The sequence below is a fragment of the Ammoniphilus soli genome (assembly GCF_040813775.1).
This window is the reverse complement of sequence record NZ_JBEGDL010000045.1, coordinates 1-12,969: the sequence shown is the minus strand read 5'-3', so window position 1 is coordinate 12,969 and position 12,969 is coordinate 1. Positions and strand designations below refer to the sequence as shown.

Genomic DNA, 12,969 nt, shown 5'->3' with positions numbered 1-12,969 from the left:
GCTTGAACCCATATAGTAAAAGAATAGATATAGAGATGATAAGGTTGTGATGGGAAACACCTTCCCATTAGAAAAAAAAGGGAGGAATTTCATTCCTCCCGAAAAGGAGGGCAAGTCATGATCAGACAGCAGCTCCTTGAAGAATCTTTTTGAATTCTTCCGTCAATAAAGGTACTACCTCAAATAAGTCTCCTACAATCCCGTAATCCGCCACTTGGAAAATCGGCGCTTCGGGATCTTTGTTAATCGCTACAATCACTTTGGAGTTCGACATGCCCGCTAAGTGCTGAATGGCACCAGAAATTCCACAAGCAATGTACAAATCCGGCGTGACGACTTTCCCTGTTTGTCCAATCTGCAAGGCATAATCGCAATAGCTCGCATCACATGCTCCGCGGGAGGCCCCTACGGCCCCTCCTAATACATCGGCTAACGCTTGCAAGGTTTTGAACCCTTCGACGCTTTTCACCCCGCGTCCTCCGGATACAACTATTTTCGCTTCACTTAAATCCACTCCGCAAACTGCTTTACGTACCACTTCTTTCACGATCGTCCGAATATCCTTGATCGCAGGTTGGAATGTCAAGATTTGGGTTAGGGCAGGTGCTTCTTTCAGTTCGAAATTATTCGAACGAAGGGTAGCAATGATGGTTCCTTCCTTGAAGCTCTTCTTTTGGAAAGCCTTCCCTGCATAGATCGGCCGGATAAAGGTAATTTTCCCACGTTAGTTTATTGTTTCATACCCTGCTTCCATGGTCTCTTCGAGAACAAGAAGTGTATGTACACTTGGTAGTTCTTCTAGTCTTAAGACTCGATCCGTATAGGTTTTCACTGTCTCGTTTGGCAATTCGCTGGCTAATTCTTCAAACTTGGCTACCATTTCTTCTTTTGAAACGGGATTCTCTAGATCACCTTTAGGATAATTGGTTTGCTTTTCAATAACTCTTCCATCTTTCAAACGAATTTGAACAATTGAACCCCATTCTGTTGGATAGGCATTATGGATAGATTCCTCTACCTCTACGGTTACTTTATCCATTAACGCCCGAATAACAGGATCATGTAACGTTTCTTCATTAAAATCGAATAATCCCCCATGTCCCTTTACAAAAGCAAGAGCTGTACAAAATTGAAGACTAAACTTTGAAGCATAAACAGTTGTTGGATGAGGATTATCCGTAATATTTAAAGCAACCTGATAAGTTCCTACCTTAATCTTTTCAACATCATCGACTGTAAGCGCATTCTCTCTTGACAATTCGATCGCCAAATCCATAGTCGAGTGCGTATGACGACAAGAAGCATGAACTTTGATTGAATTTTCTATTATTTTGTGGACCTCTCCTAAATTGGTCGTAATTTTATGTGCATCATAATTCTCTGACATCGCATTAAAGAACCCACGTTTTCCTTCTAGTATTTGTTTTGCGGCTGTAAATCCTTTTTCGGCAAGAAGTGCCGAAATAACCCCGTTCATTGCCGCCTTTCCAGGATGCAATTGTTTCGTCATGGCCGTATCTTCAATAAACTCCCATAATCCAGCAGCTTGAGTTCCGGCGGATCCTAGTGCTGAAACGATTTGTTCCTCATTTAGATTCAACAATTTAGATACTGCTGCAGCTGCTCCAAACGTACCGCAAGTTGCAGTATTATGCCAATAATAGTAGTGTGATGGAGAAACAGCCTCGCCAATTCGATAACAAACTTCGTATCCAACTACAACCGCAGTGATTAAGTCTTTACCGGATTTCCTTTTCCACTCTGCCACGGCTATTGCGGCAGGAATTACTACGGTTGCCGCATGAATAATAGAAGATTTATGAATATCATCTAGTTCAACAATATGACTAGCTGCTCCATTAACTAAAGCAGCATGTGTAACAGAAGACTTACCACCAGTCACAAGTGTGGATTGTGGCTTAGAACCGAGATCCTCTATCAACTCATGGATAATTTGAATCGGTTGTTTTCCATGACCAGCAACTGCAGACCCTAACCAGTCAAGAATACATAACTTGGTGAACTCAATAACATGAGAGGGAATTTCTTCATAAGTTGTACTCTCAATATATTTTGCTAATACGTTACTTAATCCCATTGTATAACCCCCAATTTTTTAAATGAGCATTTTGCAGATTTATAGATCTTAGAGCCACTCAAATAAATACCAATTAGCTTAACCCTTCTGCACTTCCCGCCAGCATATTTTCATATTTTGCAATTTCCTGCTCATACAGGTCCTGCCCATGAGCGTCATTCGTAACCAAGAGTGGGAAATCCTCTACCTCTAGACGGCGAATCGCCTCTGGTCCCAGATCTTCGTATGCTACTACTTCTGCATGCTTTATACATTTATAAAGCGTAGCTGAAATACCCCCAATAGCGGTAAAGGAAATGGCACCGTATTTTTGACAGGCCTCCCTCACGATGTTGGTTCGATTCCCTTTACCAATGGTCCCTTTTACCCCATATTCAAACATGGCAGGAGTGTAAGGATCCATGCGAAAGGCTGTTGTTGGTGCATTGACTCCAATGACCTGCCCCGGTTTCGCTGGACCGGGACCAGCATAATAGATGACTTGACTCCTCAGATCAACGGGCAGTTGCTGATTTTTTTCGAGTAAGTCAATCATTCTTTTATGGGCCGCATCCCTAGCCATGTAAATCGTTCCACTCAAAAAGACTTGATCGCCAATTTGCAACTGTGCTATATTCTCCTCGGATAAAGGTGTTTTCAAATGATAGATGGCCATTTTGTTCCCTCCTTATTAAATGATCGCTGTCTTCCTACGAGATGCATGACATTGAAGATTTACAGCTACAGGTAAGGCTGTAATATGGCAGGCGTAAGTTTCAACAGCTACCCATAGAGCCGTATTAGAACCACCCAAGCCTTGAGGGCCTATCCCTGTTCTATTAATCTCTTCCATTAATTCTTTTTCCAATTGAGCCAGATGGGGTTCATGGTGATGGACACCCACCTCACGCAACACGGCCTCTTTGGCAATGGCAGTCACCTTATCGAAAGTTCCCCCGATTCCAACCCCAACCGTTAGCGGAGGACAGGCCTTTCCCCCAGCTGCCTTTATCGTATCTAAGACAAATTTTTTTACCCCTTCTACCCCTTCACCTGGTAACAAAAATTTCATGGCACTCATGTTTTCACTGCCTCCCCCCTTTGGAAGGACAGTAAATTTCATTTTGTCACCCGCAACAATTTCGGAATGAATCACAGCAGGTGTATTGTCATTCGTATTCACCCGTAATAAAGGATCGCCTACGACGGATTTCCGCAAATACCCTACTTCATACCCTTTCCGAACGCCAGCCTGTATAGCATCCTGAAACAATCCTCCGTGAATACGAACATCTTGGCCAATCTCAACATAGACCACCGTCATCCCCGTATCGTGACAATATGGGATATGTTCCGTCGATGCGATTTCCGCATTGCTGATTAATTGATTAAGGATCGATTTACCCAGTGGAGATACTTCTGTTTCTTCTGCTTTTTTAAAACCTTGCAATACATCAGGTGATAAATAGTAGGCAGCTTCCCAACATAGTTTTGCTACAGTATCCCGAATTTCATCTACATGTATTGTGCGCATCGTAACTACTCCTTTTAATTAGACTAATCCAACACTAAATTTTTTTCAGTTTTTCCGACACTTCCCATTCAGTCGAATGACATATTCATCAGGTATCTTTCCTTCTATGACCTGTCCTTTTAATTTTTCAACCCCCTTCTTACCTAAAGAATTACATAATATCATCAACAACTATTACTTTCTTTTGTATGCCTTGCTTAATAACATTGTAACTATTTATTGTATATTGGAAAAATATCCATTATTAATGATATAATAGTTTTAAACTATTCACCTGGAGGCAGCTATGGAATTGAGGCAACTTCAGTATTTCCAAATGGTTAGTAAATTGAATAGCATTACAAGGGCAGCAGAATTATTGCACGTTTCACAGCCATCTGTGACGATTGCCATTCAGAAATTAGAGGAAGAAATAGGGGTTCAACTCTTAGATCGTAGTCAAAAGAGGCTCTCTTTAACAGTAGAGGGTCGGGTCTTTTTCCTGAAAATCGAGGATATTCTCAATCGATTGGACGACACCATCTCAGAAATGAAAAACTATCGGGATCTTCAAACCGGTATACTCAACATAGGTGTCCCGCCAATGATGGGTTCATTCCTCTTCCCTTCAATATTTTCCGAATTCAGAAAACTATATCCCCATTTGGAATTATCCATTCAAGAGGAAGGCTCACTAGTAATTCACCAGAAATTAGAGTCAGGCGAATTAGATATTGGAATCGTCAACATCTCTCGTCCTTCCCCAAGAATAGAAACATTAATGATTACTCAAGAGGAAATCGTTGCAGTGTTTCCTATAAATCATCCGTTGGTAAACAACACAGCAATCTCCTTCGAACAATTACGTGACCAGCCGCTCATTATACCAAAGGATACCATTCTTCAACAGGTTCTACTTGAAAAATGTCAAGAACATCAATTTAGTCCAAACATTATTCTACAATCAAGTCAATTAGAAACGATCCGAAGACTTGTCGCCCAAGGAGTCGGCATTTCATTTCTCCTTGACAAGATTGCCTATGATGATAATCATACTGTCGCTTTGCCTTTCGAAAATACTTTGTATTTAGAAATCGGCTTAGCATGGAAGAAAGATAAATATCTATCTAAAACATCTCAAGCCTTTATCAGATTTATTAATGAGCAACACAGTCTGCACCTGCATCCTTAGAGGAGTATGGAAAATTCGAGGAATAACCTGCCACATCTGAAAATTCTTCCATATGAGGGATAAACCTACAAACATTGGATAGGTTTTTTATTTTATGATTTAAAATGGGTTGTAACCAAAACATTTTCAAACAGATACTAATGGGTGCCCCGAATATTAATGATAACAATGTACATTATCAACAAAAATAAAATATTCAAAACAATCCAAACTTTAACAATCTACGTGGTCAAGTATAAGATCGACGACGATGTTATTAATACGTACGCACGGGTTGAAAAGACATTTTGCTTTATACTAAAAACGGGTCATAATAGGTGGCTTAATTTCGGATCCATCATATTCAAATGAGTCTCATTTTGAATCATATCTCCTCTCATCTCCAAATGAACGGTCATCTTCCATTTTCCATTCTCTATTTTGGGGATAAGTTCCGAATTCGCTTGATTAATCCTAACAGTAACCGCCGTCTTCTTTTCCTTATCAGGTTTTACCGTGATCGCGGCCTCTCTTATTTCGTTTTTCAGCCATAAAATACCTCTTGTCTGCCTATCAAACCCTTTTCACGATCTGTCAAAAATGGAAGTAAAAAAGATATAAGTGCGAAATGAGTGAACCATGCCGCTGGACTAATGGCTCCTTTAAGGGAAGGCATGATCCCGTTTTCCATGATGGGAAACATAAACGTAGGTTCGATATCAGGAAAAAGAATAATAATAGGTGAGATCCACATATCCCGCCCAGCATGCCTGGCTGTAATGGTAGGGACAACGAGAATAACGGTAGCTAGTACCTTATTAAACATAATCATCGCCATCTGAACCGAAGATATTTTTCCGTTTTCAATCATCTTTTCACCTCTTTTCTTTGTCGCTTCTCTCGTTCCCATTTCTTGGAACCGGTTTATTCCCAGGTGATTGCCTGTATTTATTGTCTTCACCTGTTAAATGAGGCCTGGTTTGGAGCGTCCACCAAGGGGCACGTATCAGTACGTCTTTCATATCTCTTCCCTTCATTGGAGATATCGGTGAGATAGGGAACTCCAAAAGAACGTAGCGTACGGAGATGAGCCAGAATCACCATGATTCCCAGCAAAATACCCAGCAATCCCAGGGTACCGGCTAAAATCTTGATGGGAAAACGCAACATTCTGATGGCAATCCCTGCCGCATAGCGGGGAATGGTAAACGACGCGATTCCTGTTATGGCTACGACCATCACCATAGGGGCAGAAACCAATCCCGCTTCTACTGCCGCTTGACCAATAACCAAGGCACCGACAATACTCACTGCCGAACCGACTTGCTTCGGAAGTCGGTTCCCTGCTGATATCAATTCGCTCCAACCGATGGGTAACCTCGGAGATCAAGGTTTTATCTACAATACCTTCTACGTAAGCGATAACCACATTGGTCTGAGTGTACCTCCCGATACTCATCGATTTCATTTTTAATTGGGGACTTTGCAGTTTTCTACGTATTAGCGTTATATTCGCACCTAATGTTTCTGTAAAGCCATCACGAGGTCCACGTACAGTGGATTCGGACGTAGGTTCTTCAACGGAACGTTTTTCCCATTTAGCTAATCCTAAGGAGAACCCCTGTGTTTCCCTTGCTATTAAGAGGATAGGGTTGCCCATGGAAATTTCCTGGATAATATCTTGGAATACTTAAGCCATTCAAGAAAACAAGAACGCTGAATACCAAAAATGAAAATAACAAAAAAATCAACAAACAACTGCGTAAGTTTTATTTTGTGTATGAGTATCACTTAAAAAACAAGAAAAAACAGTTTATAACTAATATTTAGGTAATGATTCAACAACATCCGCTAAATCCTGATAACTATCCTTTAAGTAGCGGGAAGTGGTGGCGATGTTACTGTGACCAGCGAGACGCCTAACCTTCTCGATATCATTTCCTGTGCCCTTCAGCATCCATTTGCAGATCGTATGCCGAAATTGATGAGGGGTCAGTTTCCGCTTTGGGGTGCTGTAGGATTCAATCATCGTTTGGATCCCCCGGATTGAAAACTGTGGGGACCGTTGGCTATAGAAAACATAAGGGGAATCAGCGACATGTTCTTTATTGTTGGCCATTTATGGAGATCGGAATGGTACGCACCTTGTTCCCCTTTCCCACTACACGAATCCGTTTCAAATCGAGATCAAGATCAGTCAATTTCAAGTTCGACAATTCCTCCACTCGGAGCCCGGCATAAGTCAATAGAAAGACAACTGCCCGATCCCGGCGATATTTCTCATCCGGATCGACCCCTCGGCTATTCACCGGTGTCTTTCTCATTCGAGTCAGCAGGTCCTCAAATTCCTCTTCGGTTAGCCACATGATATTTTCGTGGTCTTCCTCCGCCGACTTCAGATCCTCGATCCCCTCCATCGGGTTATGCTGAAACTGGTTCCGTCGGGCCCAAGTGTAAAAGCTGCGCAGGGCGTTCAGCCGTCGGTTAATGGTGGAGGCAGCGAGCGGCTTCCCTTCCGAGGGTCTCATCATCTGAGCGACCCACTTCCGGTTTCCGTCACATAATCCTCTCCCTGAATGCCGGTGGCACCAAAAAATTGGTTGAGGTCATTCATATAGGAAATAACGGTATGGCGGGACATTCCTTTCTTGTTAAGAAAGGTTAAATAATCGATCAAGATCACGGAGTACACCATTTCACTTATATGCTGAGTTTGAGAAGCTAAATTAACCCATAAAATCTATCAATTTATTTTGTCTGCTATTCTGCTGCCCGTTACCTCAAATAACTTGTTTGAAAAGGTATACCTTTACAAATATCCCCAAATCGTCCGAATTGCTGTTTATAAAGGTGTGGTTATCTATTTACAAACATCCTTTAATGGAACCCTACCTTTACGGAAGAAAAAACGATTATTGCAACAAAAAAAACTGGCAACCTTATGGTCGCCAGTTTGTCCCGCTGTCGATCTCCGTTAGCACAATAGATGAGATTCTTTTTACGCACCAAAATATACCCATAAAGCAAAAACACCGATTGCAATTGGAATAAGTGCAGTCAACAAAAGAATCACTTTCGCTATAATAAAGGATTTACTTGCTATTCGATGAAAAAGAGACATTTCTGGATCTACATACTTATGTTCTTGAATCCATCCCCATTTTTTAACTTCCTTCCAATGTGCCTTTTCCGTATATTTGAAAATGACTAATATGAAAAAGGTTAGTCCAAACATTAGAAACAAGAATCCAACAACCAAAGCATCCATTTTCTCAATTCCTTTTAAATCGGTCTATTACACTATTCTTCCCCATAGCGCAGCAACGAAAAAAGGATGCCGCAGCATCTGTATACGCGCTATCGATCTCGATTAGTGTACTAAACTATCCCATATAAGAAATGCACCGAAAGCTGCAAAGGCAAAACAAAGCAACATGATTATCATTTTTGCAAGGATAAAGGATTTCTCACCTAACCTTACAAAAAATTGAGATCAAGATTGAAATTCCAATCATTTTTCACAAATTGATATTCATCCATTTCTTTTTTATGGACTTCTCTTGTGTATTTGTAATACACAAATAGCGTTGCTGTAATTCCGAAGATAAGAAGAAATATACCAATGTAAAAACTTGGTGTCATTATTTATACACCTCTCTTATCTAACTATTCTGCCTGTTAGCTTAGTAACCTCATCGTTCTTTAGGTTTACTTTTACTTTACTTTTACGTCACTTTTTTCGGATGTTATCCTTACTTTTATCTGTCGTCAGACCAAATTTACATTTAAAAAGTGACGCAAAATCATAGTTTTACGTCACTTCATAATGTTATTTGGAATTAAATGGCTTAGCGTATGTTGGGGTATGACCGAGGTACGTGTAAAAATGGGTCACATGATCCCTTAAATTCCCATATCCCTAAAAACGGTGTTTCAAAACTCAATAATTGAAGTGATTAAAGAGACTTTGATTATAAGATGAGTTTTGAAATGTATATTTAGTGGAAATTGCAACTGGTTAGAAGTAGAAACTATATGTATTAAAAACCCTCGTTTTTGATACAGAAGGAATATCTTAGCGTAGGTTTTCCGCGTTTTATTGGCGGTAATGAAGCTATATTCCATATTTTAGAATGATGTGACCGTATTTCACATGTATCTTGGCCTAACCCCTATTTAAGGTGAGGTGTCTTTCCGATTTTTACATTGACCAACTAATTCATCAAAAGCCAACGTAACCATATATCGTTATGAAATCTTCGAACGTAAAAAACCCGCATTTCTGGTTTCTGCTTTCTGCGGGTTACAATTAATACTGAAAGTTTTAATGTTATTTATCTTACTTTGTTCCGGTCTTAAGTAATTGTTCTTTTTCTTGCAACATTTCATTAAAATAATTTACAAGTTTATTATGTTTAATGAATGATTTATCATGAATCAAGTTGAGTTTTCCGTTATCAAGTTTTCCGAATAGAATCTCTAGCTCTTTGTTGTTATGAGACCAGTCGAAATTGCTAAACACAGACAGACAAGATTTCCATTCGGCTTGGAACTGACCCTCTTTAAAAATATGCTGGTGTGTATATAAAGCGATACTTTCCTGCATCGTACGACTGGAGGAAGTATATAATGGTAAGCCAGGCTGTTCAGGCATTAAAGGTAGTAAGCATGAGAAAAACTGGTGGAATATTTCCGTATATTCAGGTAGTTGTTTGCGAATTTGACGCAAGAGCTCATAAGATGGTTGCACACGTCCAGAAAACAGTATTGATGCCGTAGCATATAGCCAACTACTTGAAGTGAAGCATTTGTTATACGCACTTAGGTTTGCTCTTTTTTCAACGCCAGCACCTTTTAAGAGTACATTATGTTCCACCACTTGTTGAATGATCAAGTTTAAAGGATCAATTGAATCAAAAGAGTGTCCCAGTTCTTTGCTTACCAATAGAACCTTGGAGTTAATATCTCCGAATAACTGTTGTTCTTCTTCTTCTTTTAAGCCAATGTAAAGTTGAACGGCCAAATAACTCTCCATCAATTCCAAGCGGCGCTTTTCTAATTGTTCAAGCAAACCCTCTATTCCTTCTAATTCTTCTTGAATTGTAGAGTCGTTTGGATGTTTCCGAGACTTTACTTTAAGGGTTGCAAGTTTTTTCTCTAAACTGCGTGATTGTTTCTGCATTTGTTCATTAACATAACTAAGCGCAAGAATACGATGCTGTCCATCTAATATACTCAGTTTCGACCCTTGACGCAAATATAATTGATCTGCAACTTTTCCTAAAGATCCCACTTCTCGTAAAGACAATGTGACTGGCCCGAAAAAGATGCGGCCTATTTCTCGCTCCTGTAGATAGTTTGCTATTTTTTTTCTTTGGCTCGTACTGAGTTTTCGTTGAACCATGGGATCGATTATCACATAGTTTAGGATATCTTGAACTTTCAAGTCTACCGTGGCTAGGCCATATTTTTCACAATACGGATGAATGACCATCGGAAGCATTAATCCATCAATCATACTTAAGCCTCCCTATCCCGAATCACAAAATGGTGATTTTCTGAGTAAAAATCCTTCACAAATTGCACGGCTTTCATAATGCGTGTTTTACGTGGCAACCGATCTTTCTCGTCACCCGAATAAATCGAATCCCAATTCAAATGTGGTAAAATTTTCATCGCGTATTCGAGTTCGTAGCGATTAAAGGCCGCACTTTTGGTTGATTCCCCATGGAAGAACAGTGCAAGTGCGATTTGCACATTTTCCGACCAACAAAGCCCTCTTTCTTCAGGGGCAGGTAAATAAGTGAGTAGCCTGTCAAAATATAAGGAACTAATCTCAAATTGTTCCGAGACGTCTTTCAAATCGAATTGATACCTGTTATTCCGTGCTGTAGATTTAAGCCTACCTTCCAGAAATCCAGCCAAAACTTCAATCAACAGCGAATAGGAAAATACGTATTCTGGCGTCTTCCCTCTTTCCGAAAACATATCAACTGTTATACGTTCCATTGCATTTGCAGACTTTACCAATTGGCTGGCGAGAACATGGTAAAACTTTCGTTTCTCTCTAAGAACCGCTAAATTTCCTCCGATTTTTCGAGGAAGCTTATTAATATCCGAAAATAGCTGGCGCTCTTGCTTGGAATCAATGTCTAAATAAATCATCACAGATAATGGAAATTGATAAATCTTATTGAGTTTCTCAGTGATCTCGTTCATTTGATCATACTCTCTGCGATCTTTTGCACGCGCTATCGCGCTCTGGAACAGTTCAACAAGACGCTTAAATGCAGCTAAGCGGTGCTGGCCGTCGATAACATATAATTTCTCAATTGCATTAAGTCGGAAAATTTTCTCCTCTTCATCATAGTTCCCTGCTCCTCTTGCGGACAAAATGATGCCGGGAAAATAAATGGTCTGATTTTGCTCTAGATATAATAATATGTAGTCCATTAGCTTAGATAAGTTTTGAGGTACGATCGATCGTTGGACTTCCAGATCCACTTCATAAATTGAAAATAACTTGCTTACCGAAAGTGTCGTCGTTAAGGTCGTTTGACCAAATGCACGAGAAGTCGATCCTCGTATTTCAAAAAATGAAGGCGCTTTCTGATCAGATATTAATTCCGATAATGAGGATACTGAATCCATCAGAATTCATTCCTTTCCTTAGGTATTATAGTAATATTGTATATTTAATTATTTGTAAATTCCATTAGTTAAAAATGCCAATTAATATGTTGTGGATACTATATTCATTGAAACTAGAACCAAAATAAGAAGATGCTACAGGAATGAACCCAATAATCGGGCTATATAGTCAGAAGGGAAATTCGGCCTAGGGCAATTTCTGTGGGCTTTTATCATTTGACCAGAGTTTTAAATATAACATCGCATTATATCTTGACAAGTATTATTTAAATATTGTTTTTTGCTTGTTTCAGGTCTAATTGCCACAATCTGTAGCATTATTCTATATGGGGGGTTTTACATCTAATCCCGTAAGGGATTTTTATTTTTCTATTGTTAGTTTAGGAGGATATTTTGGTATTACCGGAAATGCAAATTAGAGCATTTCCGATCTTCTACATGATAATATTCGCTCCTAACTGAAGATCTTTTTTTTCAAACAAAGGGCCTTCTAACTTCAATTGTCCTACCCCGCCGCCCCATCAGCTGAATCACTTACCGTGACTCTAACACTTTATTTTTTCAAAACCACCCCCTATTCTAGTCCCATGAGGGGACGTCGACCACAGGGGCTTCCCCTTTGGAATCCCCACGCTCGGCGCTTGCCAGCCCCGAACCGACAGGTTCGGGAGATTTTTTAGCGTGTACTATTCTTTTCGTCAAGGTTCGCTTCTTATCCTCCTTCCGTCCCGAAACAGCACGGGCCGTCAGTCCGGTACCGCTTTCCCCGATGAACAGTTATCTTTAATTCGATTCAACTGTTTCCTTTAGTTCATTAAGTAGTCCCATCTCACTGCATACATCCGTAATTACTTTTAAGGTAGCAAAACAATCATCTAAAGCTCGATGACTAGTCCACCTATCGGCTACGTCACTTAGTTTCAACCATCTGTCTGAATCGATATAGTTGGGGTCTGTGTAACAATGGAACAAAAAACTGGAATAAGCCTTAGCGGACATTAAATTCTTTTAACAAAGCCAGTCTGAGTTAACTCCAAACAAAGTAGCCAATCATTTTGAATTAACTAACTCCTCTAGTTGAGATTTCACATCCCAATATTCGTCTTCCATATCTTCTCAATACTATAAAATATTTTCGATTCGATTCCCATTGTTGTCGTAGAATTGAACATCAGGTGCAGGAGAAGAAGTCACTAGCATGTTTCTTCGTGTAATACACTCTCCACTTTCTTTTTCTTCTGTCATATTCATGGGAAAGTTCCTATTCATCTCGGAAATAATAGGATCATTCCATTTTCAATCGATAGACCCTTCCCCCATCTATCGCTCGTATCCCCGTTACACAATCCTCTTTAGAAAGGTTTAATCCGTCTTCTACGGCTTGTAATTTCGCATCCATTAAATCGATTTGAGATAAGGCGATGGCTTCCGGTAACTGGGGTAGCACGGGAGACGCATATTCTAATTTCCCATGATGACTTAAAACCAGATGCTGGAGTGCTATGACAACTTCTTCTTGAGGGTTATAACCAAAATGAAGGGCAGCTTCATAAACCA

At 40.0% G+C, this 12,969-nt stretch carries 11 protein-coding genes and 4 pseudogenes; 1 reads left to right on the top strand and 14 read right to left on the bottom strand.

The features are described 5' to 3' along the window. Positions 1–121 precede the first annotated feature (121 nt). From ABLT31_RS34260 to ABLT31_RS34245, 4 genes and pseudogenes are all read right to left on the bottom strand, one after another. A pseudogene (locus ABLT31_RS34260) lies at positions 122–715 on the bottom strand (electron transfer flavoprotein subunit alpha/FixB family protein); the annotation flags it as partial. Positions 716–724: 9 nt separating this feature from the next. Next, complete coding sequence (locus tag ABLT31_RS34255) at positions 725–2,098, bottom strand: MmgE/PrpD family protein (RefSeq protein ID WP_367760152.1); 1,374 nt, start codon at positions 2,096–2,098, stop codon at positions 725–727. A 73-nt stretch (positions 2,099–2,171) separates the two neighbouring features. Next, positions 2,172–2,753, bottom strand: coding sequence for a Fe-S-containing hydro-lyase (locus ABLT31_RS34250; RefSeq protein WP_367760151.1), 582 nt, complete (start codon positions 2,751–2,753; stop codon positions 2,172–2,174). A 15-nt stretch (positions 2,754–2,768) separates the two neighbouring features. Next, entirely contained in the window at positions 2,769–3,611 is an 843-nt protein-coding gene (locus tag ABLT31_RS34245) for a fumarate hydratase (protein ID WP_367760150.1), read from the bottom strand. A 286-nt stretch (positions 3,612–3,897) separates the two neighbouring features. Here ABLT31_RS34245 and ABLT31_RS34240 point away from each other — a divergent pair, with 286 nt between their 5' ends. After that, positions 3,898–4,782, top strand: a complete 885-nt coding sequence (locus tag ABLT31_RS34240; RefSeq protein ID WP_367760149.1) for a LysR family transcriptional regulator — start codon at positions 3,898–3,900, stop codon at positions 4,780–4,782. Positions 4,783–5,090: 308 nt separating this feature from the next. Here ABLT31_RS34240 and ABLT31_RS34235 read toward each other — a convergent pair whose 3' ends face one another. The 10 genes and pseudogenes from ABLT31_RS34235 to ABLT31_RS34190 form a co-directional block, all read right to left on the bottom strand. Continuing rightward, positions 5,091–5,282: a Ger(x)C family spore germination C-terminal domain-containing protein gene (locus ABLT31_RS34235; RefSeq protein ID WP_367760176.1), complete on the bottom strand. Its 192-nt coding sequence runs from the start codon at positions 5,280–5,282 to the stop codon at positions 5,091–5,093. 23 nt (positions 5,283–5,305) lie between these two features. Next, the gene (locus ABLT31_RS34230) at positions 5,306–5,722 is read right to left on the bottom strand and encodes a GerAB/ArcD/ProY family transporter (protein WP_367760148.1); all 417 of its coding nucleotides are present in this window, start codon (positions 5,720–5,722) and stop codon (positions 5,306–5,308) included. After that, positions 5,637–6,442 (bottom strand): annotated as a pseudogene (locus tag ABLT31_RS34225) (spore germination protein); the annotation flags it as partial. The gene ABLT31_RS34230 and the pseudogene ABLT31_RS34225, both read right to left, overlap by 86 nt. Positions 6,443–6,580: 138 nt before the next feature. After that, positions 6,581–7,441, bottom strand: a pseudogene (locus tag ABLT31_RS34220) (tyrosine-type recombinase/integrase). Positions 7,442–7,759: 318 nt separating this feature from the next. After that, on the bottom strand, positions 7,760–8,029 hold the full coding sequence (locus ABLT31_RS34215; RefSeq protein WP_367760147.1) for a hypothetical protein: 270 nt from the start codon (positions 8,027–8,029) through the stop codon (positions 7,760–7,762). Between the two features lie 1,071 nt (positions 8,030–9,100). Then, on the bottom strand, positions 9,101–10,279 hold the full coding sequence (locus ABLT31_RS34210) for a DNA sulfur modification protein DndB (protein WP_367760146.1): 1,179 nt from the start codon (positions 10,277–10,279) through the stop codon (positions 9,101–9,103). A gap of 2 nt (positions 10,280–10,281) precedes the next feature. Next, positions 10,282–11,412: a DGQHR domain-containing protein gene (locus ABLT31_RS34205; protein WP_367760145.1), complete on the bottom strand. Its 1,131-nt coding sequence runs from the start codon at positions 11,410–11,412 to the stop codon at positions 10,282–10,284. Between the two features lie 579 nt (positions 11,413–11,991). Beyond that, positions 11,992–12,114, bottom strand: coding sequence for a hypothetical protein (locus tag ABLT31_RS34200; RefSeq protein WP_367760144.1), 123 nt, complete (start codon positions 12,112–12,114; stop codon positions 11,992–11,994). A gap of 420 nt (positions 12,115–12,534) precedes the next feature. Then, positions 12,535–12,681 (bottom strand): hypothetical protein, encoded by a 147-nt coding sequence (locus ABLT31_RS34195; RefSeq protein ID WP_367760143.1) that lies wholly within the window; start codon positions 12,679–12,681, stop codon positions 12,535–12,537. A gap of 16 nt (positions 12,682–12,697) precedes the next feature. After that, a pseudogene (locus tag ABLT31_RS34190) lies at positions 12,698–12,969 on the bottom strand (3'-5' exoribonuclease YhaM family protein); the annotation flags it as partial.

Coding starts and splice junctions, on each gene's coding strand:
- ABLT31_RS34255 (WP_367760152.1), bottom strand. CDS start 2,098: ATGGGATTAAGTAACGTATTAGCAAAATATATTGAGAGTACAACTTAT.
- ABLT31_RS34250 (WP_367760151.1), bottom strand. CDS start 2,753: ATGGCCATCTATCATTTGAAAACACCTTTATCCGAGGAGAATATAGCA.
- ABLT31_RS34245 (WP_367760150.1), bottom strand. CDS start 3,611: ATGCGCACAATACATGTAGATGAAATTCGGGATACTGTAGCAAAACTA.
- ABLT31_RS34240 (WP_367760149.1), top strand. CDS start 3,898: ATGGAATTGAGGCAACTTCAGTATTTCCAAATGGTTAGTAAATTGAAT.
- ABLT31_RS34215 (WP_367760147.1), bottom strand. CDS start 8,029: ATGGATGCTTTGGTTGTTGGATTCTTGTTTCTAATGTTTGGACTAACC.
- ABLT31_RS34210 (WP_367760146.1), bottom strand. CDS start 10,279: ATGATTGATGGATTAATGCTTCCGATGGTCATTCATCCGTATTGTGAA.
- ABLT31_RS34205 (WP_367760145.1), bottom strand. CDS start 11,412: ATGGATTCAGTATCCTCATTATCGGAATTAATATCTGATCAGAAAGCG.
- ABLT31_RS34195 (WP_367760143.1), bottom strand. CDS start 12,681: ATGAATAGGAACTTTCCCATGAATATGACAGAAGAAAAAGAAAGTGGA.